The organism is Paraglaciecola sp. IT1134, from assembly GCF_058068185.1.
Map to the genome: position 1 here is coordinate 1,818,011 of NZ_CM176486.1, position 22,948 is coordinate 1,840,958.

Genomic DNA, 22,948 nt, shown 5'->3' on the forward strand with positions numbered 1-22,948 from the left:
GAGTAGTTCAAAATGAATAGACTGACGGGTATGCCAAGAGATATAAATGGGGAAGTGGATCGAAAGTTTGTCGAAGCGCTTGCCAGAGGATTAGATATATTACGGGCATTCAACCCAGGAGACGGATTTCTGGGCAATCAGGAGATTGCTCAACGAACCGGATTGCCCAAATCAAGTATATCTCGGTTAACCTATACCTTGACAAACCTGGGCTACCTTACTTATTCGAAACGGTTAGAAAAATACCAGCTTGGGGCTGGCGTGTTAGCATTGGGTTATGCATTTGTATCTAACCTTGCCATTCGTCAAGTGGCGAACTCCTTAATGAAAGAACTTTCAACTGAAACGGGCACATCGATCGGCCTGGCAGACAGAGACCGGTTGGATATGATTTATCTTGATCATTGCGCCCCAAAAGACATTGTCACCTTTAAGAAAGATATAGGTGATAAAATTCCTATGGCAACTACGGCGGCTGGACGAGCTTATTTAGTGGCATTATCAGAAGAAGAACGAGACTTCTTTTTGAGGCATTTCAAAGAAAAAATGGGCGATAAGTTCGACGCTATCAAAGCGGGTATTGATCAAGCTTTACAAAGCTATCAAGAATACGGTTATTGCTATTCCTGGGGGGATTGGGAGCGGGATACCAGTGCCATTGCTGTTCCGTTGAAACTCACGCAAGGACAAATCTATGTATTCAATGCCGGCGGACCCGCTTTTCGATTGTCCAAAGAGTTCTTGAGTGACGAAGTCGCGCCACAACTAAAGAGTATGGTGCGCAATATCGAAGCAACCTTAATTCGGTTTTAGCACTTTATCTTAGTTTAATCATTTCTCAGAGTATATAAAAAGGCTTTTTTGTAATCGGAATATCATTCTTTTCTGCTCACTTGGGTATGAGGGAAGGTATTTGAATAAACAACTACTAATTTCAACAATTTGGGGAAAGTGAAAGCGCTGCTTGGTAACTACTTTGATTGGGATGAGGTGTGATTATAGAGTGAGAAATATAGTATGACAGCAATGTATGTCTTGGTAGGTCGGTATTATTCGCGGTAGGCTCCATTTTGGCTAAACCGCGAATAATAAGGGCTACATCATAAGGTTAGGCAATAGCAATGACAGTATAGGGAAGGCGATAATCGCAATTAGTACTATGATATCCATCATTAGAAATCGTGCCACTCCCATAAAAATGTCATATACCGCAACCGAAGGTTTAGTCACACTGGCGATGACAAAAACGTTTAATCCTACAGGCGGGGTGATCAAGCTTATTTCAAGCAATTTTATCACCACCACACCAAACCAGATCAAGTCTAATCCATAACCTTCTACCATAGGGATCAAGAAAGGTAGGGTAAGAACCATAATACCTAGTGGGTCAAGAAACATACCCAATAGGAAGTATACGCCTGCGATCATTATCATCAATAACCATAGAGATACATCTGCATCCTCGACGAGTCCAACCAGTGCGGGTGCCATACCTGTTAACGCAACAAACCCGACAAAAATCTTGGCACCAGCAGCGATAAAGAAGATAGAAGTGGTCTGCGTACAAGTTTCCTTAATGGATAAGATAAACTGCTGCCAATTAAGCCTTTTTTGCAACCAACCAATGATGATTACCGAAAATGCACTGATCGCTGCGGCCTCGGTAGCGGTGAATAGTCCTCCATAAATACCACCAATGATAATAGTAAAGAGCAACAGTGCTGGCCAACACCTTTTTGCGGCTTCTCGGCGATCTCCCTTAGCAAGGATTGTGTTATCGACGGGCGCAGCCTCTGGATTACGTTTTACCCATAGGTAAATAACCACTAAAAAACCGACCAGCGATAACAGGCCTGGGATCACACCTGCCATGAAGAGGCGGCTGACTGACATTTCGGTAAAAATACCGTAAACAATAAATAACACACTTGGCGGGATCAACGAACCAAGCGTGCCGCCTACGGCCACGGTAGAAGTAGCCAGACGCTTATCGTAACCCATACGTAGCATTTCTGGCACGCAGATTTTACCCATCGCCGAAGCGCAAGCGATGCTCGAGCCGGTAATAGCGGAGAATCCCCCACAACCAAAAACAGAGGCCATAGCAACACCGCCAGGTAAGCGTTTTAGCCAAACTCGCGCAGCATGATAGATATCAGTAGTGATACCAGTATGGTATGCGATATGCCCTAAAAGCACGAATAGCGGTATCATACTTAGATCATATGAATGCACCAAATCGAAGACGTTGGCTGATATCATCGATAGGGTTGGTGCCACTGCACTGGCAATGTCAAAACCGCCGTTTCGCATGGCAAAAAATAAAAATATAAATGCAGATGACGCACCAGCCAAACTGAATGCGATTGGCACACGAAACACAAGCAAAAGCAACGCACAGGCAAACCCTACGAGCCCAAGAATCAATGGATCCACAGATTAACCCTCTTCAATTATATCGTGTTCAGCGTCTGTTCGCTGCACGAGATATTCAGTATTACCACAGATAGCCGCTCGAATATCTGCAACGAAAATTAGCGATAAACGTACAATAAATAGTGCCGCTCCGGCGAAAAAGGCAAATCGACCCGGCCATTCAGGCAGCTCTAACTCGCCAAAAAAATAGGCGCCACTACTTGCCGCATGGAACAACCCCTGCCAAGCGGAGAATGCAAGTGGCAGCAATATCAATAGACTTATGAGAGAACCAATGGCTAACATCCATAACTTGGCGTGTTTACCCACCCGTTTAAATAAGAAATCTATGGTGATGTGGCTATAATCTGCGGTGACATAAGCTAAGGGCAGAAAAATCGCTCCCACCATTAGTTCTCGGACGATCACCACGTCGTCAGTCACTCCCCAACCAAAAAGGTTACGTGTCATAACTGTTAGGGTGATCATTAGTCCGAGAGTGACAATGCACACGCCAGCGATTATCAATGCCCCCAGTTCAATTTTTTTCAACATAACAATAAACTCTACGGTGTTAAATTAACGTGCCCAAGGGTAGCCTTTAAGATCTCGTTCTTGGCTGTATTTAGTCAGGGAGGTTTTGTAGTTTTCAACCATGGCTTTTCCATCAAGGCCGCTTTTTCTGGCTTCGTTTTCCCATTTGGTAATGTGAAATTGACTAGCTGAATATAATTTAGCTGAATCTGAAGCAGAGAGACTAATCATTTCCAACTTGCGACCATCAATCCCTTGCGTAAACCGTTGCTCTGCAGCATTGTCAGATGTCAGCACATTTTGACCAAGGTAATCGATAAAGTCGGCGCCCACTTCATTAAGCACCTTCCTCTGAGACGGACTCAATCTGTTCAGTGCATCTTTATTGATAAAAATTCCCAAGCCGGTATAAATTCCCCAATTAAGTTTGGTTAAACTGTCAGCCACTTCATGGTGCTTCAGGGCAAGTGAGGCGTTCATGTAACCCTGACTGCAATCGAGCAAACCGTTATCTAGCCCCTGATAAGCCTTATAGATGTTCATACCAACCAAATTTGCCCCTAAGTCGCCAAATATTTTCCCGAAGGTGCCCACCCCACGTATCTTTTTACCTTTTATGTCATCAAGTGAACGAACCGCGTCACCTTTGCATAACATGATAACGTTGGAGAGCATATATGAAGTGACGAAGACTAAATTTTGTTTGGCCAAACTACGGGATACTTCAGGGGACTGCATGTGCTCAAAGTTGGCTTTTAAACCAACCCAGGGGTCTAAATTTTCAAAGGGCAAGTTAGTCAGTGAAAAAGAGACCATCTCTTTAAGAAAGTAATCCGGAATAATTGTGCCTATGTCTACTACCCCCGCAGCAATAGATTGTCGCGATGCATTTGCCTTAAATAATGCACCACCCCACATAATATGAATTTTTAAATCACCGCCAGAACGCTTCTCAACTTCCTCTGCAAACCATTTAGTGGCTTCAGCACGGGCGCCGCGGTTTGGCCCCGGCTCACCATAGGTGAGAACCGTTGCTGCGACAGCAGGGATTGCACTCAAAGTAATGGCTATTAATGTTGCGGGCCCGAAAAATTTGCTAATTATGTTCATTGTTTTGATTTCTCATAAGAGCTGCGAGTATTTCGCTTGGCGGAACTGGTGAGCCACTAATGTTTGTTACTTTACATTAACAAACATAGTGCTGCAAGTAGAAAAATAGCGCTTTAAGAATTAAATCAAGAGTATTAACGGGTGAGTTGCTATCAAGTTGTATTGCATAATTATCAATGAGAAATGTGTTAAATATATTAGAAGCGTTTTTAGCGTAGAGTTTTATCTATAATATTTTCTAGGGCATTGTGTAATCCTCACTTAAAATCAGAATTACCAAAGTAGAGTTTTCCCTTTACATTAACGCTAATGGAGAACAGCAATGAAAAAATGCGTTTTAGCGAAAGCCAAATAATTAATATTCTTAAATATTTTATCGGTTTAGTTAATACAAGTCGGTAAGGTCGAATTACTTAAAAAAACGGTTACTACTGCTTTCAATATAAATGAAGCAATATAACTCATTTAAACTTAGACCATAGGGTCAACCGTTGAGCTTAAATAAGCCATGAAAGCTTTACTGGCTTTAGAAAGGTAATGATTTTTTTTCCATGCCAAACTCAACGTAAATTCAATTTTTGGCTCAAAGGGGGTTGATGTCATCTGCTGTTCGTTTTGTAAAATACGCGATAGACAAGTAGTAATACCCACCTCATTGCGAACCAATGACTTTTGCAGCTCAATAAGATTAGTTTCCATACGGATATCTAATGCTAAGTGATGTTTTTTTGAATATTGACTCACTACTTCACGTAAAAAATAACCTTCATGAAATAACACTAGCGGCTGCTGGCAAAATTGCGCCAGTGATATGGTTTTTTCAGCCGCTAGCGGATGTGAGCTGACCATGCCTGCTACTATTTCCTCATTAATAAGTTCAGTGTAACGCAGTTGTGGATTTTCTAAATCACCACGTACTAAGGCTAAATCAAGTTCGCCATTAAGTAACATTTTCTCAAGTGCTGCGGTGCCTTGGTCAACTAAGTGTATTTTTATTTTGGGATGTTTTTGCTTAAATTCCGTTAATACTTTCGGAAAGTAATAAGAGCCCATCATTGCGGAAACGCCAAAACGAATGGTGCCTCTGTCTAGATCTTTTAGCTCTTCTAACTCTAATTCAACTTGCTTTGCTTGGCTTAATAGTTGGGTGGCCAGTTTATACAGGACTTCACCTTCAGCTGTTAATAAGGAATTTTTGTCAGCACGATTAATCAACTTTAGCCCAACTTCTTGTTCTAGCTTTTGAATAGCAATGGTTAATGCCGGTTGAGCAATGCCTATTTTATGTGCTGCCCGAGTAAAGTTGCCCTGCACAACTAATTGACAAAAATATTCAAGACGTTTCAAATTCATAGCTAACACCAAGTATAAGTAAAGGATATTAAAAATATAAAAACTATATATTATATTTATTTTTATTTTAAGGATAGAGTAAAACGATAAACCATTACCCATAACAGCATATAAACGGAGTCACCCTATGAGCCAAAAACTCACCCCCTTTAACTGGCAAGATCCAATGTTTCTTGATAATCAACTCAGCGAAGAAGAGCGCATGATCCGTGATACGGCTTATGATTATTGCCAACAAAAACTTCTGCCACGAGTGCTTGAAGCTAATAGACACGAACATTTTGATCGCGAAATAATGCGTGAATTAGGTCAGTTAGGGCTGTTGGGTGCGACTTTGCCTGCTCAATATGGTGGCAGTGAAGTCAATTATGTCAGTTATGGGTTGATCGCTCGTGAAGTAGAACGCGTGGACAGTGGTTATCGTAGCGCCATGAGTGTGCAATCGTCACTCGTTATGCACCCTATATATGCTTATGGCACTGAAGAACAACGCATGAAGTATTTGCCTAAACTTGCTTCTGGTGAATGGGTGGGTTGTTTTGGTTTGACTGAGCCTAACTCAGGTAGTGATCCAGCCTCTATGACCACTCACGCAAAAAAAGTAGATGGTGGTTATTGTTTAACGGGCAACAAAATGTGGATCACTAATTCACCCATAGCCGATGTTTTTGTTGTTTGGGCAAAACTCGAAGGCAAAATTCGGGGTTTCGTGCTTGAAAAAGAAATGCAGGGTTTATCTGCACCAAAAATTGAAGGTAAATTCTCTTTGCGTGCCTCAATAACGGGCGAAATTGTTATGGATAACGTTTTTGTGCCAGATGAAAATATGTTCCCTGAAGTTAAAGGATTAGCAGGGCCTTTCGGTTGTTTAAATAAAGCTCGTTATGGTATTGCTTGGGGTTCATTGGGGGCTGCAGAGTTTTGCTTTAATGCCGCTAGAACTTATACCTTAGATCGCGAGCAATTTGGTCGCCCTTTGGCGGCAAATCAGTTAATTCAAAAGAAACTGGCTGATATGCAAACTGAGATAGCTCTTGGCTTACAGGGCTGCTTACAAATGGGACGTTTAATGGATACGGATCAATGTCCAGTCGAATTAATTTCTTTATTGAAACGTAATAATTGTGGTAAGTCTCTTGATATTGCACGTGTTGCCCGTGATATGCATGGTGGTAATGGTATCAGTGATGAATTTGGCGTAATTCGTCATGTAATGAATCTTGAAGCAGTCAATACATACGAAGGTACTCATGATGTTCATGCCCTAATTTTAGGTCGCGGCATCACCGGTATTCAAGCCTTCTGCTAACGACTAACGCATTAGGAAACGCTAAAGTTATCAATTTAAGGCGTATATTGGCGAGGCTTTGGGCCTCGTAAATATTAGCCGACATGGGCTACTGGGCTTGATTTAGCGCGCCTAGGCCCTTGTAACGAACGGCGATGCTCTTTAAATCGCAGATACGCAAAAAACCAGCTATGAAAGTTGGAGCAGGTATGACAATTATTCGGATTGTTCAACTAAAGAAGTGGTGGTCGCTACTGGGCTTGAACCAGTGACCCTCGCCTTGTAAGGGCGATGCTCTCCCAACTGAGCTAAGCGACCATATTGAAATGTTACTGCTTACACCGGCTTGAACCAGTGACCCTCGACCATCTCTTGTAAAGGGTGGCGATGCTCTTCTCTTTTTCCAACTGAGCTAAGCGACCATATTGAAATGTTACTGCTTACACCGGCTTGAACCAGTGACCCTCGACCATCTCTTGTAAAGGGTGGTGGTCGCTACTGGGCTTGAACCAGTGACCCTCGCCTTGTAAGGGCGATGCTCTCCCAACTGAGCTAAGCGACCATATTGAAATGTTACTGCTTACACCGGCTTGAACCAGTGACCCTCGACCATCTCTTGTAAAGGGTGGCGATGCTCTTCTCTTTTTCCAACTGAGCTAAGCGACCATATTGAAATGTTACTACTTACACCGGCTTGAACCAGTGACCCTCGACCATCTCTTGTAAAGGGTGGCGATGCTCTTCTCTTTTTCTAACTGAGCTAAGCGACCTTCTTTTCTTTACCTTACTGGGTTGCCTCAGTAAGTGGAGCGCTATTATAGGTATGCGTTTTAAACTGTCAACTGTAAATTTAAAAATAGTGTTCAAGCGCCTGAAAAACAACCTATGGGTTCAATGTTTGAGCAAATTAAGAATGTATTACTTGTTGAACTACAATCAAACCAGGTTATTTCTGCATATAAAAATGTTGGTTTATCAGCCGATCCTTGCATGTGTGTTTTTTTTTGCGCCAGCCTAGTTGTCGATTAAATTGGTTAAGCCTTTCTAATATGTCTCATTGGCTGATAAAATGCCGGCAATTTAGTTAATAGGATGATGTATAGCATGACAGTAGTTACGCGTTTTGCCCCAAGTCCAACAGGTTTTTTGCACGTTGGTGGTGCCCGTACGGCACTTTATTCCTGGTTGTATGCCAAAAGCCAAGGCGGCAAGTTTGTGCTGCGCATCGAAGACACGGATATAGAGCGTTCTACGCAAGAAGCGATAGATGCAATATTGGAAGGCATGCAGTGGCTTGGTCTGGATTGGGACGACGGCCCCTATTATCAAACCCAGCGTTTCGTTCGTTATAAGGCGCTTATCCAGCAACTTATTGATGAAGGTAAAGCCTATAAATGTTTTATGACTTCACAAGAGTTGGACGATATTCGTGAACAGCAAAAAGCCAACGGTGAAAAACCCCGTTATCCTGGCACTTGGCGAGAGCGCCTGGATCATCCGGTAGGTCAGCCATTTGCAGTGCGTTTTAAAAATCCCCAGGAGGGAAGCGTAAAAATCAAAGACCATATTCGCGGCGAAATACTCATCGCTAACAGTGAGCTTGATGATGTCATTATTTTACGTAGTGACGGTTCGCCAACTTATAATTTTTGTGTGGTAGTGGATGATTGGGATATGGGCATTACCCATGTGGTGCGTGGAGAGGACCATATTAACAATACCCCAAGACAGATTAATATATTGCAAGCTCTAGGGGCACCGGTACCTGAGTACGCCCACGTATCGATGATTTTGGGGGATGATGGTAAAAAACTATCTAAACGTCATGGTGCTGTCGGTGTGATGCAGTACCGTGATGACGGTTATTTACCTCAGGCGTTGTTGAACTATCTAGTCCGTTTGGGTTGGTCACACGGTGATCAGGAAATATTTTCTGTAGAGGAAATGATCGAAATGTTCAGCTTGGATGATATCGGGCAGTCCGCTTCGGCGTTCAATACCGATAAATTGATTTGGTTAAATCAGCATTATATTAAAGAGCTGCCGGTTGCTGAGGTTGCACCCTATGCTAAATGGCATTTCGACCAACAAGGCATAGATTTGAGTTCGGGGCCTTCATTAGAGGAGGTGATAAAAGTACAAGCCGACCGGGTGAAGACGCTCAAGGAATTGGCTCAAATCAGTCGTTATTTTTATGAAGACTTTGCCGAGTTTGATGCCAATGCGGCCAAAAAACATTTGCGTCCCGTGGCCAAAGAAGCATTAGAGGCCGTTAAAGTGTCCTTAATGGCATTGGAGAGCTGGAATATTGAATCGATACAAAATGCCATCAATCAAACTGCAGAAAATTTGGGTGTGGGTATGGGCAAAGTGGGTATGCCCTTAAGAGTGGCTGCTACAGGGTCTGGTAATTCACCTGCGCTGGATGTGACGCTTAATTTGCTTAAACCCGAACAAATTGTTCAGCGTATAGACAAAGCGCTTAAATATATAGCAAACAGAGAGAATTCCTAAAAAATTCCTCAAAAAATCGTTGACATAAAAAGGGAGGGTGCCTAGAATGCGCCCCGCTGTCACGGAACGACAGCTACTTATAAAAGCAAGTTGCTGATTAAATAAGTATTGGGGCCATAGCTCAGCTGGGAGAGCGCTTGCATGGCATGCAAGAGGTCGGCGGTTCGATCCCGCCTGGCTCCACCAATATCAAGGATCATTTACGGCATACCTAGGCCAGTAAATGAAAAGATTAGATAAGATAGAATTCTGATTTTTGTAAAGGAAAAGGCCGCTCGGTTCGCCGGCTTACCTCACCCTACAAAAAATCTCGAAAGCTTGCTTTCGAAAACCGATTTTCTGTCCCCATCGTCTAGAGGCCTAGGACACCGCCCTTTCACGGCGGTAACAGGGGTTCGAATCCCCTTGGGGACGCCATTATAAAAAAGAACGAAGTGATAGCATTTTATGCGTTCACAAGGGGTGAGAACCCCGTAGTTCGACAAAAATGTCTGGAACATTTTTGAACATCGCTCGCGATGGCCGCGAAGCGGTAAAATACAGGACGTATTTTATAATCCCCTTGGGGACGCCATTATAAAAAAGAACGAAGTGATAGCATTTTATGCGTTCACAAGGGGTGAGAGCCCCGTAGTTCGACAAAAATGTCTGGAACATTTTTGAACATCGCTTGCGATGGCCGCGAAGCGGTAAAATACAGGACGTATTTTATAATCCCCTTGGGGACGCCATAAAAAATTAGGTCAACGGATTTTGACTTAAGTGCTAAAACAAGGATTATTCACTACCACCTAGGCCAGTGAATAATAGTTTAGACAAGATAGAATTTTGGTTTTTGTAAGGTAATGCTGCCTAAGACCGACTATAAAGGTCGCTCAGTTCGCAGGCTCACCTCACCTTACAGAAACTTATCGAAGCTTGCTTCGATGTACAAAGTTTCTGTCCCCATCGTCTAGAGGCCTAGGACACCGCCCTTTCACGGCGGTAACAGGGGTTCGAATCCCCTTGGGGACGCCATTATAAAAAAGAACGAAGTGATAGCATTTTATGCGTTCACAAGGGGTGAGAGCCCCGTAGTTCGACAAAAATGTCTGGAACATTTTTGAACATCGCTCGCGATGGCCGCGAAGCGGTAAAATACAGGACGTATTTTATAATCCCCTTGGGGACGCCATTATAAAAAAGAACGAAGTGATAGCATTTTATGCGTTCACAAGGGGTGAGAGCCCCGTAGTTCGACAAAAATGTCTGGAACATTTTTGAACATCGCTTGCGATGGCCGCGAAGCGGTAAAATACAGGACGTATTTTATAATCCCCTTGGGGACGCCAAATAAAAAAAACCGCACAGTTACCTGTGCGGTTTTTTTGTATATGCAAAATAGCTATTTAGGGCTTTAAGGTGTATGGATCGTTAAACGAAAATCATCATACTTCCTAATTAATATGTGAGTCTAATGTCAGTAAATTATTCCGCACCAGCACATTATAGAATCAAGGTCGTGGGGCGACTTATTATCGTGACGCTCAGAGGTGTGTGGACAGTGCAGACAGATCTCGCCTATTTATCTGAACTGGGCGAAGCCATGAGCAAAATGCGTGGTAATACCTGGGCGATATTGGTGGATATGCGTGGCTGGGTGGTGCCTACGAGCGTGCGCGATTCACCGCTTAGACCTCAGTTAACGTTAGACAGGCGGAATCAAAAACTTGAATACTGGTTAGTTGATGAGCGTTCTCAAGGTGAATACTTATTGCCTTATTTTGCCCAGTCTGGCTTGGTGCCCGAGCGTTTTTTAACAGTCTCTGAGGTGTATCAGTCTTTGCTTGATACAGACTATGTTGTTAAAAGCACCCGGTTGGACGAAATTGTTAGTGCTGTTCCCGGTACACCCATCACTGTTGAGCAAAGCAAATCCTAGGTTGCAAGGACTACATAAGGCTGCGCAACGCTGCAAAAATCAGAGCTCCAGGTTGTGTTCGTTTATGCTAACGCAAGTTATGCCGACTGGTATTATGTTATTATCGCCCGCTAAATGACTCATGGACTTCGCATGTCAGGTAAAACCTCATCATCCAATCACATTGCTTCGCCCTGTGTCAGGAATTGCTGCCTGGATGAACAGGATATGTGTATTGGGTGTTTTCGTTTGATAAATGAGATCATTGCCTGGGGGAATGCTTGCGGGCAAGAAAGAGAAGTGATTTTGCAGAATTGCCAATTACGCCAGCAACAGCACAAAAAGGAACTCCCCACGTTTCGTTAATTCGCGTTTGCAGGCGTCCATTTACAGGCGTCCATTTACAGGCGTCATAGTACAGAGATTTATTTTATCGGTTTTTCCGCCTTTCGGGCAGTAGACAACTAAGGCATTACTTAGCATGCAAATAATATTAGCTCCTATGGAGGGGGTGGTGGATCACCTGATGCGCGATATGTTAACCCGGGTAGGGGGTTTTGATCTGTGTGTTACTGAATTCATACGGGTAGTTAATCAGTTGCTCCCCAAAAAAGTATTTTATCGCTTTTGTCCAGAGTTACATACCCACGGTAAAACCCCAATTGGCACACCCGTGCGGGTTCAATTATTAGGTCAGCACCCGCAATGGTTGGCCGAAAATGCGGTGCGTGCTATTGAATTAGGCTCTCATGGGGTGGATCTGAATTTCGGTTGTCCGGCTAAAACCGTAAATAAAAGTATGGGCGGTGCAATATTGCTGCGGGAGCCCGAAACCTTATTTAAAATAGTGTCTGCGGTACGTAAAGCCGTACCCGCTGAGCATAAAGTAACGGCTAAAATGCGTTTGGGCTTTGATGATAAAAGTCTCGCGTTTGAAAATGCAGCGGCCATTAATGATGCAGGTGCTGATCTGCTGGTGATCCACGCTCGGACAAAAGTCGAAGGTTACAAACCTCCAGCTCATTGGCCTTGGATTGCCGATATCAAACAAAAAGTTAAAGTCCCTATCATTGCCAACGGCGAAATCTGGTCGAAACAGGATGCTCTCGACTGCCAACTGCAATCCAACTGCCAGAATATCATGCTGGGACGCGGGGCATTGGCCATGCCCAATTTAGCCCAGGTGATACGTGGCGAAGAAGAAATCATGCCTTGGCAAGGGGTCAACCAATTGTTGTTGGATTATTCCGGATACGAATTATACGGTGATAAAGGACGATATTTCCCCAACCGCCTAAAACAGTGGTTAGGCTATTTGAGTCGTCAATACCAGGAAGCTGGAACGCTCTTCGGACAGATTAAAACCTTGCGTGAATCACAGGAGATTGTCGCTCAGTTATCTTAGTCGTTTACCTGACGACAAAGCCTGGTGTGTAGTTGTAGTCATTTTACAATAAAAACTAAAATCAGGGAATTAATGGTGCATATGAATCGCACCGTCATGTTGTTCGCCTTGGGTGTTAGCAGCGGGAAAGGGGGCGCATTGAAAACGCTGCTATTATCGTTATAAACTTGATGGTGACAGCTGGTAGCTGCTCCAGGCTATTCACCAGAGTTGGTTGAAGGTCAGACCGCAGTATCGATAATCGAACCCACTCTTTGGTTGGGATCCACGCCAATAGGTGGGGTCGGCGCGGACTCAAGTTCTACTTGGTGTGGAGATGTTTCCCGGCGACTGATTTCCTGGCGAGTATCAGCTTGATTGGGTTGCACCTGAGGGTTGCTTTGGGGACTTATTTGCATCATCTTGTCCGGACGTTAAATGCTAACCGGGCACTTTACTCAGACAATTTGCCAAGTAGCAAGGGGGTTAATTTTTTTCGCATATCCCGAGCAATAATGCTCTGTGCCTGGGCATTCGGGTGTATACCGTCAGATTGCATCAAATCTTGATTTAATGCAATTTCAGACAAGAAAAAGGGTAATAATACTACCTTATATTCCTCGGCCAAAGATTGAAACGTTTGGCTAAATAGTTCGGTATAGCGGCGGCCATAGTTAGTGGGGATCTGCATCTGTTGTAATATTACCTCACTGCCTGCGGCCTGACTGGTGCTAATGATTTGTGCCAAGTTGGCGCGCATTTTCGAGACAGGGTGACCCTGTAACCCGTCGTTACCCCCTAGTTCTATATAAATATGGCTTGGCTGATGCTGAACCAATAAACGGGGCAGTCTGGCTAAGGCACCATCTGTGGTTTCGCCGCTGATCGCTGCATTAACCACACTTATGCTCGTATTATGCCACGCATCTTGTAACAAACTTACCCAGCTTTGCTCTTGCGTCAGCCCGTAACCAGCGCTTAGGCTGTCTCCTAATATGAGTAATTTCGTGCTTTTTGCCCATAACTGATCTGAAAACAGTAATATGGGTACAAGTAATAATAACAAACTTGCGCGTTTTCGAATTAAATGGGTATTAAAAAATAACACTATGGCTCCAGCTATCATGATCAAAACATCTGCGATTAGTAAAACGGTGAATACGTCTCAAGGCGACTTACAGATCCTCCAGCCTATCAGTTTCGAAGTCAAGGCTGGTGAGTCAGTTGCCATAGTAGGAGCGTCGGGTTCCGGAAAATCCACGTTGTTGAGTCTGCTCGCTGGCCTGGATGAAGTAACAGCAGGGGAAATTTACCTGGATCAGCAAGCGTTGCATACCATGAATGAAGAGCAGCGAGCCCAATTGCGGGGTGCCAAGGTTGGTTTCATCTTTCAGAGCTTTATGCTGATCCAAAGCCTGACGGCCCTGGAAAATATTATGTTGCCGGCAGAAATTGCCGGGCTGAGCAATGCCAGAGCACTGGGTGAAGAAATTTTGCAACTTGTTGGCCTGGGACATCGCGGTAATCACTATCCTAATCAGTTGTCCGGCGGGGAGCAACAAAGGGTGGCTATTGCCCGGGCCTTCATTACGCGCCCCAAGATCCTGTTCGCAGATGAGCCAACAGGTAATCTGGATGCGGCCAACAGTGACAAAGTCGAACGTTTGTTGTTTGAACTAAATCACGATGCTAATACAACTCTGATATTAGTTACCCATGACGTTGTACTGGCTGGCAAATGCCAACGTCAGCTGAGCATGCAGGCCGGGGAGTTACGGGAATTAACTGCACCTGAAGCTGGGCCTAACAGCAATCAACCTGATTCAGCAACGATCAAACAACAGGTAGGTTGATTGATGGCTAATCAAGTAACAAGTTTAGCCTGGCGATTATTTCGCCACGAAGCCAAACGGGGTGAGTTAACCATTATTTTACTGGCAATTGTGTTGTCAGTGGCCTCGGTATTGTCCTTGTCACTCTTTAGTGAACGTTTGCAATCGGCTTTGACCGCCAAAAGTGCCGAGTTTATCGCTGCCGATCGGGTACTGGATTCCAAAAAACCGGTTGACCCGGCCTGGCTGGAACGGGCCCAAGATCAGGGATTACGCACAGCACATCAGGTTTATACCCGTTCCATGGCGTTTGCCAACCAGCAGATGACCCTGGTCGACTTGCGCGCCGCCACGCCAGGGTATCCTCTCAAAGGTGTGGTAAAAGTTGCACAACAGCCATTTGGCCTGGGCCAGGTCACAGATAAATTGCCCCAGTCCGGTGAAGCCTGGATAGAGTCGAGACTGTTTCAAAACTTAGGCCTGACTATCGGCCAGTCAATCGAGATTGGCGAGCAAACTTTTGTCGTCAAAAAAGTGTTAAGTGAAGTGCCTGATGCTGGTTTTAGTGTTTTTGGTGGCGATCCCAAGGTGCTGATAAGGGAGCAGGATTTAGCGGCCACCCAGGTAATAGGCCCTGGGAGCCGGGCGACCTTTAGCTATTTTTTCACCGGCAAAGAGCAAGATTTGGAAACCTATTATGAATGGCTTGCCCCGCAACTGGACGGGGAAATACAACGTTGGCTATCGGTCAGCGATGATGATTCCGCCATAGGCCGCTCGATTGCCACAGCAGAACAATATTTTTTGTTAGCCAGTTTGCTAGCCATAGTGCTAGCAGCGGTGTCCATTGCGGTAGCGGCCCAGCGTTATAGCCAAAGACACTATGATCCCGTGGCAATCATGAAAACCCTGGGGGCCAAAAAAAGCATGGTGCAACAGGTGTACCTGTTACAAATCACCTTTATTACGCTGCTGGGCATAGTCATTGGTGTCGTTCTAGGATATGTGCTCCAGCAAGTTGTAGTGTGGGCCCTGGCCGACAGGATCCAGGTTTCGCTGGATGTCTGGCACTGGCGGCCACTGGTTATCGCGGTATTTACCGGTGCGGTATGTGCGATGCTTTTTTCATTATATCCGCTATTAAAATTGTTTTCGGTTTCCCCCCTTCGAGTACTGAGACGAGATCTGGGTGCAGGGCTGAGCTCTCGGGTGATCCAATTTCTAGCTTCGGGGGGCGCTGTTTTCATCTTGATGTGGGCCTATAGTCGTAATCTGTGGATCAGTACCATATTGTTTGTTTCGGGGCTATTGTTGGTCGCCAGTTTGTTGCTGGTCACCTATGGCCTGATTTGGCTTGGGCGCAAGTTAGGCCAGGGCAAGATCGGTGCCTGGCAGCTGGCCTGGGCCCGCATTCGTCGCAGAGCCATGGACAACAGTGTGCAACTGATCAGTTTTGCCCTGACTATTATGTTATTGCTGATCGTACTGGTGATGCGTAATGACATGGTCCAGCAATGGCAGGACCAACTGCCCCAGGGTACACCAAATTATTTTCTGGTTAATATTACCCAGCAGCAGCTACCGGAACTGCAACAGCACTTTGCTGACAGTCACATCCCCATCGAGGATTTTTATCCCGTAGTGCGGGGTCGTTTTGTGGCCATTAACGACGAACAAATTCGTACTTCGGTTTCCAAGGAAGACGATGACGAACAAGGACAATCCCGTGGCAGAGACGGTTTGGGTCGTGAGGCCAATCTGACCTGGGGTGACAGCCTGCAAAAAGAAAACAAGATAATCTCAGGCCAATGGTTTGTGCCCGGTGAAACGTTTAAAAACGGGTTGTACGGGGTGTCGGTGGAAGCACGCCTGGCCGAGCGCCTGGATATCAAGTTGGGTGATAAGCTGACCTTTAACGTGGGCAGTGAAATTATTAGTGTCACCGTCAGCAGCCTGCGGGAAGTGAATTGGCAAACTATGCAGCCGAACTTCTTTTTTGTGCTCCAGCCCCAAGTCATGCAAGGTTATCTGCCCACCTACCTGTCGAGCTTTTACTTGCCCAGTGAGCGTAAAGCTGAAATCACTCCGCTAATGCAACCTTTTGCCAGTGTTACTTTATTTGATGTGGACGCCAGAATTAATCAACTGCGGGGCATAGTGCAACAGGTATCACTGGCGGTAGAGTTTATATTGGTACTGGTGCTGGCTGCCGGCTCATTGGTGCTTATTGCCCAGGTGCAAGCTAGTATGGATGAACGTCAGCAGGAATTAGCTATCTTGCGCACCTTAGGGGCAAAGGGGCGGCTCATTCGCGCTAGTGTGTTATGTGAATTTATTATTATCGGTCTGGTCGCCGGGGCCATGGCCGCCATCGCCAATGAGCTGAGTTTATATCTACTCCAGACCCAAGTTTTTCAAATGGAAGCCTCTTTGCACTGGCAGTACTGGTTAATTGCACCTTTGGCTGGGGCTTTAGTCGTTGGGGCGCTCGGGGTAATAGGTTGCTGGCGGTTACTGACCCTCAATACCGCCCATCTGCTAAAACAAATGGTTTAGCAGATAGCGGGGTTACTTAAATTGACGTGAGACTCAAACAATCCAGGGCGTGTTCCAGTTCCGGATACTGAAATTCGAAACCGCTTTGTTGCAGGCGTTTGGGGATCACCCGTTGACCGTACAATAACAAATCCGCCATTTCTCCCATCATCAGGCGCATGGCAAACGTGGGTATGCGCAATATACAAGGGCGATGTAAAAGCGAGGCCAGAGTGTGGCTAAATTCGTTATTGGTTACAGGATTGGGTGAGGTGAAATTATAAACCCCCTGGCATTCGCCATTTTTAATCAGGTGGATGATCCCATTTAACATGTCTTCCAGGTGGATCCACGACATATATTGTTCACCGTCACCAATCCGGCCTCCCAGGCCCATGCGAAACATTGGCACCATTTTCATCAAAGCACCACCCCTGCGGGTGACCACTATACCGGTACGTAATATACAGACCCGGGTTGAATCTGAGGCAGCTTTTAGTGCCAGTTCTTCCCAGCGTTGGCATAGCTGGTGGCTGAATTCATCAAAGGGTTGGTTGAAGTCTTCATCAATCGGCTCGTCACCTTGGCGTCCGTAATAACCAATGGCCGAACCACTGATAAATAATTCCGGGGGAAATTCACTGGCGTGAAATAACGATACCAACTGTTCAGTTAACTCCCAGCGACTCTGTTCGATAATGGCTTTTTGTTTGCTAGTCCATTTTTTATTGGCTATAGGTTCCCCCGCGAGGTTGATCACGGCATCAAATTCGTTCAGGTTGTGCAAATCATCCAGGCTGGATATTAACGTAACCTTGTTACCCAGTTCACGCTCAGCCATAGACACATTACGGGTTAAAACAGTTATCTCATTCGGTTTCAACTTCGGGATAAGGTTCGCCCCGATTAGCCCCGTACCACCGGTGATCAATATATGCATTTTGCTCTCATTTATAGGATTAAGCCTTACTACAAGAAAGGCGTAAAGAAACTGAATCGGAAAAACGCAGGGCGTGAGGTTTATCAACTTCAGCTTCTGCGTGAATAACCCAGGGATGCTCGGCGGCTATGGCCAGCACCTCGGCGGTAAGTTTTTCTAATAGCGAAAAGCGATTATCTTCAACCAACTTGATAATGCGCTTGGTTATGGTCTTGTAATTTAGGGCATCATCCATTTTGTCCGAACCGGACGCCTGGTCTGCCTGGTAATCTATCTTCACATTGATGATAACATCTTGTTTGTTGATTATTTCATCCTGATTAATACCTATATAGGTACGAAGTCGTAAATTCTTGATACGAATTGTCGCCGGGTTTAGTTTCATCGTTGCTGTCTTTCCTGTCCTGCGATCACCTTGAAACCATTTTAAATATCAAGGTTTTAGAGTTTTACTAGTCCACAGTGGAACAAATAATCTGTGGTGTGTCGAGCTTCAGTCAATTTAGCCTAATTCTATTGAAGTTACTGTAAAATACGATACAGATCTGATAGTTTGCTCACAAGCTTTTCCAGTAGAAATTCAGTATGCAAGTCAAACCCTCAGCCCCAGTAAAAGTTTTATTAATTTTGGCCTCGTTAGTGGTGGTGTTGGCAGGTGTAAAAGCCGCCAGTAGCATAGTAGTCCCTTTTTTATTGTCGGTCTTTATCGCCATGGCCTGCAGTCCGATAATCAGTTGGGCTAACAAATATAAAGTGCCCAAAGTCGTGTCAGTGCTCCTGGTAATAATGCTAATTGTCGTTATTGGTTTTATGCTGGCCGGTTTGGTTGGCCAGTCTATGACCAATTTTAGCGAGAATGTACCCCAATATCGCCAGCAACTGAAAGATGAACTCGCCTGGGGAATAGGACAGCTTGAGGCTTTTAATATTCATATCAATTCAGCCCAATTGTTATCCTATTTTGATCCAGGTGTAGCTATGAATATGGCCACCAATGTGCTCACCAGCTTGGGAAGCGTATTGACCAACTTCTTGCTGATCTTGTTAATTGTGGTCTTTATGCTGTTTGAAGCTGAATCCTTTCCGCGCAAAATCCATATTGCCCTGGATGATCCCGATATGAAAATGCGTCAAGTCGACAAATTTTTAGTTTCGGTCAAGAACTATCTGGTGATCAAAACTCTGGTCAGTTTAGGCACCGGGATGATCATCGGTTTATGGCTGTATGTCTTGGGTGTGGATTACGTATTGCTGTGGGCCTTGCTCGCTTTTTTGCTTAACTATATTCCCAATATTGGCTCGATTATCGCGGCCATACCCGCAGTATTACTGGCTTTGGTACAGCTTGGGCCCGCAGTCGCCGGGTTAACGGCATTGGGGTTTGTGCTCACCAACACGGTAATGGGCAATATGGTGGAGCCACGCTTTTTGGGACGAGGATTAGGTCTGTCTACTCTAGTGGTATTTTTATCCCTGATATTCTGGGGGTGGCTGTTAGGTACCGTGGGCATGCTGCTTTCTGTGCCGTTGACCATGATAGTGAAAATTGCTCTGGAGGCGAACGAGGATACTCGCTGGATCGCCCTGTTGCTGGCCAGTGAAGATGCAGCCTTAGAGCCTCAGACATCCGCTCAAAACGAAGTAATATAACTGACAAGGTTTCCCTTACATTACTAACCCCGAAAATGACTTAGCCTGTGGAGTCCTGGCCAAGCCCAGGACCACGTTGCCTGGAGTTGGGGGTTGTTAAAAAACAAAATATCGGTAGGTCTATATGTTTTATGTGGTGTTGGTCAATATTTTGATAGTAGCGCTCATTGTAATAGTTCATTACCAATGCCTGTATCTGCTAATCTCGTACCTGCCCAAAATGACAATCAAACATAGTTACAGGATAGTCTTTGGTGTGTTTGGCGCCTTAATAGCCCACACCTTTGAAATCTGGATCTTTGCAGTGGCCTACTATTTTATGAATCAATCAGAAGGCTGGGGCCACTTGACGGGAAACTTCAACGGCAGTTTAATGGATTGCGCCTACTTCTCATTCACTGTGTTTAGCACCGTCGGTTTTGGTGACATTGAACCCTTTGGGGACTTGCGTTATTTGACCGGGATTGAATCCTTGACCGGTCTCGTACTTATCACTTGGACAGCATCCTTTTTGTTTTTTGAAATGCAAAGACACTGGAATACCAAGTAAAGGAAACCCCAGAGCCCGCCGTTAAAGCAACGTCAATAAAGTGGTGGACTTATGACCGGTAAAATAATTAACGTGGGGGGAGGAGGTGTCATACAAAAACAGGCGTTTGCTCCTGTTTTTATGCAATGCATTTACGTCGGCCAGTCTTATTCTGATGTGGATGTAAACAGTGCTTTAGATATCGTTTGTGGAGTAAGATCAAACGATTGACTTCGATTATTACTTTTATCGTTAATACTCATTTTCATTATTTTTTCATCGCTGCGTGTTCCAAACAAGTCCAATGTAAGGTGCATTAAATCGTCGGTATCTTGTAACGCAAACCTTCCCATTACAATCACGTGAGAGGCCGGCGCATTTGGTGTCTCGTGGGATACCACTGGCGAGAGCAGAATGCCTTGCAATGGTAAGTTACCTTGGGCACCACTTAGGGTTACGTGTGTGGCCACTTGCTTGATAATATCAGCTCGGTGGGCGTTAAGCTCATGCACTGATAACAGCGAGTCATTGTTGTCATCCGTACCAAAAAACGCCGAGACAGGTAGAGACAACACCATAAAAGCGCCTTCACCGACTACATTAAGCGTGCCGTGTTGGGCAACCATCATATGTGCTTGGGAAACAGGCATTTGCGTAGCGCTGAGCGCCAAAGCGCTCAACGTAACAGCCATAAATTTTCTAATAATGTTCATATCACTCGTCTCCGCCAGTTTATTGTGGTGGGGGAGGCAAATTGCCAGATGCTTCGACTTCGCCTTTTACACAGCGCTGAAAATAAGGATAGGTGTCAGTGGCAAAATAATGATAAATCCCATTTGGAAATTCAGGTGTACTGCCAAAACGACCGTTACATTCATCTAAATCCCCGAGCCCAGCAATATACTCCCAGTCTTGGCTGAACGTACCTAAGGGGTACATTTCAACTTCTGGCCTGGAATCACTTACCGTGTCAACTAGTTGGTAACTACCCGTCATCGATTTGAGCTCAGAGCTGGCATCGTCAGCCTGGCTATAGCCATACCGAGCGTAGATAGGAAAGCCGTCCGCCGCCCAAGCAATCAAGGTCATTGATGATGAATTTCCACCACGTAAAGTAACGAAGCCTTCTGGTAAACCGTGATAGTGATATTCACCATTTGGTTGCACATGAGCATTATTTTCATCGGTTCCAAAATCAAAGCTTGATTGGCCTAACGCTTCAATACTCCAGGTGCCGACCATCATTCCCGGATCGCATATCAAACCAGTGTCATCACAAGTGCCACCCGTTCCAGGGTCGATTTTTATACCGTTTAATACATAACCGATAGCACCGCGCGGACCACCTAGTTCGGTAGCTGTGCCCTCAACAGGTGTGAGGGTATAACTCTTCTCAATTGATTGTGGCGAAATTAAATTCGGATTTCCATCATTGGGGAATGTGCCTGTTTCGTGATCAGGTATTCCGTTAGCCGTTAACTCCCGGGCGTCATCGGTACAAGTCCACTGGGCATTGCTGTAATAATTTACCGAAGGGGAATCATTGAACTCGTTATATTCATAATCGCACAACACACCCGTTGTCGATTCGGTTCCGTTGAGAGCGGCAACAGACGAGTCTGAAGTGGTGGCGTTGTCTATGCTATCGCTACTATCATTGCAGGCAGCTATTGAGCTTGCCAGCAATAAGGTTGTAATGAACTGTGCTAAGTAACGTCGCTGGATAGATGTTTGTTTCATGGTTTTGAGTTCCTAAAATATTGCACCGTTAAACGTTAAGATCGAACGTTCCACTGGATTGATTTGAACTCTAGCGAATAAATGTGCAGGAAACGTGCAGAAAACTGACAAGAGTGAAGGAGATTGCAGAGCAAAATAACAAAGCAGTGGCGTCGTCAAGATCGAGTTGACTCAAAACATGTTAAAAGAATTTACTCTGACTTTAGATTTACTAGATACAATTGTTTTTGTAATGGCGCTAGCCAACTATCGCCAACCATTTAACCAGGAGCTATTACAACGTAAGTGTGACTAGTTGTATTTAGTAAAGTTGATCCCACTGAGAGCCAGAGTTCTCAGCTACGACTGAATTTACGATTACCACTTGGCTTTCAACTTGTATTTAGTAAATGTAAATTGGAAAGTTCAATTTTAATAACTCAGTAAAATCTTCACAGCCATTTTGACAAGTCTACAACTCTTCCCATGCTAAATTAGAACTCATGGACCAAGTCTATATAAATAGGGTAAGGCATCTGGAGGGTATAAAAACATCCTTGGCACATCATCTGCATTCAGTTGATACGACTTAGCGGCTTTGAGCACATTGCTTAGGCCACAAACCCTAGGAGAAAGTGTATGTCTACTACTAAATTGCAAGGTAACAAAATCGCTATTTTAGCGACGGACGGTTTTGAACAAAGTGAACTTATTGAACCTAAAGATCAACTCACAAAATGGGGCGCCGTGGTTGAAATTATTTCCCTTGAAGCTGGAGAAATTAAAGGCTGGGATGAAGATCAATGGGGTGGATCGGTAGAAGTGGACAAAACGCTCGATGATGCTAATCCAGCAGACTATGATGCATTGGTGCTGCCCGGCGGGTTGTTCAACCCTGACACATTGAGAAATAGCCCAAAAGCGGTGAGCTTTATCAAACAATTCCACAGCGAAAATAATAATGCCCCCATTGCCGCTGTTTGCCATGGGCCATGGCTATTGATTGAAGCCGGGTTGGTCAAAAATTGTAAATTGACATCTTACCCCAGTATCAAAACTGACCTACTTAATGCAGGTGCACAGTGGGTGGATCAGGAAGTGGTTGTTGATAACCGCATCATCACAAGCAGAAAACCCGCAGATCTACCGGCATTTGTCGAAGCCATAGCTGCTCACCTGAACTAGCCCCCAGTTCCAGCCTAAGAGGGAGCCACCGAGGTGGCGCCCTATCTAACAAATATTTTG

At 44.8% G+C, this 22,948-nt stretch carries 21 protein-coding genes and 5 tRNA genes; 14 read left to right on the plus strand and 12 right to left on the minus strand.

The genetic code is table 11. The annotated features are described in order from the left end of the window. Nucleotides 1–12 precede the first annotated feature (12 nt). Nucleotides 13–813 (plus strand): IclR family transcriptional regulator, encoded by an 801-nt coding sequence (locus tag AC3RV5_RS07995; protein ID WP_489731406.1) that lies wholly within the window; start codon nt 13–15, stop codon nt 811–813. A 282-nt stretch (nt 814–1,095) separates the two neighbouring features. Here AC3RV5_RS07995 and AC3RV5_RS08000 read toward each other — a convergent pair whose 3' ends face one another. From AC3RV5_RS08000 to AC3RV5_RS08015, 4 genes are all read right to left on the minus strand, one after another. Further along, nucleotides 1,096–2,436, minus strand: a complete 1,341-nt coding sequence (locus AC3RV5_RS08000; protein WP_489731407.1) for a TRAP transporter large permease — start codon at nt 2,434–2,436, stop codon at nt 1,096–1,098. A gap of 3 nt (nt 2,437–2,439) precedes the next feature. After that, nucleotides 2,440–2,970: a TRAP transporter small permease gene (locus AC3RV5_RS08005; RefSeq protein WP_489731408.1), complete on the minus strand. Its 531-nt coding sequence runs from the start codon at nt 2,968–2,970 to the stop codon at nt 2,440–2,442. Nucleotides 2,971–2,994: 24 nt separating this feature from the next. Continuing rightward, nucleotides 2,995–4,059: a C4-dicarboxylate TRAP transporter substrate-binding protein gene (locus AC3RV5_RS08010; protein WP_489731409.1), complete on the minus strand. Its 1,065-nt coding sequence runs from the start codon at nt 4,057–4,059 to the stop codon at nt 2,995–2,997. A 471-nt stretch (nt 4,060–4,530) separates the two neighbouring features. Next, nucleotides 4,531–5,412 (minus strand): LysR family transcriptional regulator, encoded by an 882-nt coding sequence (locus tag AC3RV5_RS08015; protein ID WP_489732116.1) that lies wholly within the window; start codon nt 5,410–5,412, stop codon nt 4,531–4,533. A gap of 127 nt (nt 5,413–5,539) precedes the next feature. On the opposite strand from AC3RV5_RS08015, the gene AC3RV5_RS08020 reads away from it, so the two are divergent. Further along, nucleotides 5,540–6,721 (plus strand): acyl-CoA dehydrogenase, encoded by a 1,182-nt coding sequence (locus AC3RV5_RS08020; protein WP_489731410.1) that lies wholly within the window; start codon nt 5,540–5,542, stop codon nt 6,719–6,721. A gap of 221 nt (nt 6,722–6,942) precedes the next feature. Here the strand turns inward: AC3RV5_RS08020 and AC3RV5_RS08025 are convergent. Both AC3RV5_RS08025 and AC3RV5_RS08030 read right to left on the minus strand, forming a co-directional pair. Further along, nucleotides 6,943–7,018: transfer RNA gene (locus AC3RV5_RS08025), tRNA-Val, on the minus strand. Between the two features lie 168 nt (nt 7,019–7,186). Next, nucleotides 7,187–7,262 (minus strand) — tRNA-Val (locus tag AC3RV5_RS08030). 542 nt (nt 7,263–7,804) lie between these two features. Here AC3RV5_RS08030 and gltX point away from each other — a divergent pair. The 7 genes from gltX to dusC all read left to right on the plus strand — a co-directional run bounded on the left by gltX (nt 7,805) and on the right by dusC (nt 12,519). Then, the gene (gene gltX / locus AC3RV5_RS08035; protein WP_489731411.1) at nt 7,805–9,214 is read left to right on the plus strand and encodes a glutamate--tRNA ligase; all 1,410 of its coding nucleotides are present in this window, start codon (nt 7,805–7,807) and stop codon (nt 9,212–9,214) included. Between the two features lie 110 nt (nt 9,215–9,324). Beyond that, nucleotides 9,325–9,400: transfer RNA gene (locus AC3RV5_RS08040), tRNA-Ala, on the plus strand. 155 nt (nt 9,401–9,555) lie between these two features. After that, nucleotides 9,556–9,631, plus strand: a tRNA-Glu gene (locus AC3RV5_RS08045). A 524-nt stretch (nt 9,632–10,155) separates the two neighbouring features. After that, a tRNA-Glu gene (locus tag AC3RV5_RS08050) sits at nt 10,156–10,231 on the plus strand. 526 nt (nt 10,232–10,757) lie between these two features. Beyond that, nucleotides 10,758–11,135: a hypothetical protein gene (locus AC3RV5_RS08055; protein WP_489731412.1), complete on the plus strand. Its 378-nt coding sequence runs from the start codon at nt 10,758–10,760 to the stop codon at nt 11,133–11,135. A gap of 132 nt (nt 11,136–11,267) precedes the next feature. Continuing rightward, nucleotides 11,268–11,480, plus strand: coding sequence for a DUF1289 domain-containing protein (locus AC3RV5_RS08060; RefSeq protein WP_489731413.1), 213 nt, complete (start codon nt 11,268–11,270; stop codon nt 11,478–11,480). A gap of 115 nt (nt 11,481–11,595) precedes the next feature. Further along, nucleotides 11,596–12,519 carry a tRNA dihydrouridine(16) synthase DusC gene (dusC, locus tag AC3RV5_RS08065; protein WP_489731414.1) on the plus strand — a complete coding sequence of 308 codons (924 nt, stop codon included), beginning with the start codon at nt 11,596–11,598 and terminating at the stop codon, nt 12,517–12,519. A gap of 221 nt (nt 12,520–12,740) precedes the next feature. On the opposite strand, the gene AC3RV5_RS08070 is transcribed toward dusC, so the two are convergent. Then, the gene (locus AC3RV5_RS08070; protein WP_489731415.1) at nt 12,741–12,917 is read right to left on the minus strand and encodes a hypothetical protein; all 177 of its coding nucleotides are present in this window, start codon (nt 12,915–12,917) and stop codon (nt 12,741–12,743) included. Nucleotides 12,918–12,952: 35 nt separating this feature from the next. Further along, nucleotides 12,953–13,624, minus strand: a complete 672-nt coding sequence (locus AC3RV5_RS08075; RefSeq protein ID WP_489732117.1) for an arylesterase — start codon at nt 13,622–13,624, stop codon at nt 12,953–12,955. Here AC3RV5_RS08075 and AC3RV5_RS08080 point away from each other — a divergent pair. Together AC3RV5_RS08080 and AC3RV5_RS08085 are read left to right on the plus strand one after the other, a co-directional pair. Further along, a complete protein-coding gene (locus AC3RV5_RS08080) occupies nt 13,623–14,351 on the plus strand; it encodes an ABC transporter ATP-binding protein (RefSeq protein ID WP_489731416.1) in 729 nt (242 codons plus the stop codon). The genes AC3RV5_RS08075 and AC3RV5_RS08080 overlap by 2 nt on opposite strands. A 3-nt stretch (nt 14,352–14,354) precedes the next feature. Next, entirely contained in the window at nt 14,355–16,886 is a 2,532-nt protein-coding gene (locus AC3RV5_RS08085; RefSeq protein WP_489731417.1) for an ABC transporter permease, read from the plus strand. Between the two features lie 16 nt (nt 16,887–16,902). On the opposite strand, the gene AC3RV5_RS08090 is transcribed toward AC3RV5_RS08085, so the two are convergent. Both AC3RV5_RS08090 and folX read right to left on the minus strand, forming a co-directional pair. Continuing rightward, nucleotides 16,903–17,805 carry a TIGR01777 family oxidoreductase gene (locus AC3RV5_RS08090; protein ID WP_489731418.1) on the minus strand — a complete coding sequence of 301 codons (903 nt, stop codon included), beginning with the start codon at nt 17,803–17,805 and terminating at the stop codon, nt 16,903–16,905. Nucleotides 17,806–17,824: 19 nt separating this feature from the next. After that, entirely contained in the window at nt 17,825–18,190 is a 366-nt protein-coding gene (folX, locus tag AC3RV5_RS08095; protein WP_489731419.1) for a dihydroneopterin triphosphate 2'-epimerase, read from the minus strand. Between the two features lie 200 nt (nt 18,191–18,390). On the opposite strand from folX, the gene AC3RV5_RS08100 reads away from it, so the two are divergent. Both AC3RV5_RS08100 and AC3RV5_RS08105 read left to right on the plus strand, forming a co-directional pair. Then, nucleotides 18,391–19,455, plus strand: coding sequence for an AI-2E family transporter (locus AC3RV5_RS08100; protein WP_489731420.1), 1,065 nt, complete (start codon nt 18,391–18,393; stop codon nt 19,453–19,455). Nucleotides 19,456–19,675: 220 nt separating this feature from the next. After that, nucleotides 19,676–20,005 (plus strand): ion channel, encoded by a 330-nt coding sequence (locus AC3RV5_RS08105; RefSeq protein WP_489731421.1) that lies wholly within the window; start codon nt 19,676–19,678, stop codon nt 20,003–20,005. Between the two features lie 146 nt (nt 20,006–20,151). Here AC3RV5_RS08105 and AC3RV5_RS08110 read toward each other — a convergent pair whose 3' ends face one another. Both AC3RV5_RS08110 and AC3RV5_RS08115 read right to left on the minus strand, forming a co-directional pair. Next, complete coding sequence (locus tag AC3RV5_RS08110; RefSeq protein WP_489731422.1) at nt 20,152–20,697, minus strand: hypothetical protein; 546 nt, start codon at nt 20,695–20,697, stop codon at nt 20,152–20,154. A 19-nt stretch (nt 20,698–20,716) separates the two neighbouring features. Then, on the minus strand, nt 20,717–21,724 hold the full coding sequence (locus tag AC3RV5_RS08115) for a YHYH protein (RefSeq protein ID WP_489731423.1): 1,008 nt from the start codon (nt 21,722–21,724) through the stop codon (nt 20,717–20,719). A 618-nt stretch (nt 21,725–22,342) separates the two neighbouring features. On the opposite strand from AC3RV5_RS08115, the gene AC3RV5_RS08120 reads away from it, so the two are divergent. Then, nucleotides 22,343–22,888: a type 1 glutamine amidotransferase domain-containing protein gene (locus AC3RV5_RS08120; RefSeq protein ID WP_489731424.1), complete on the plus strand. Its 546-nt coding sequence runs from the start codon at nt 22,343–22,345 to the stop codon at nt 22,886–22,888. The last annotated feature ends 60 nt before the right edge of the window (nt 22,889–22,948 follow it).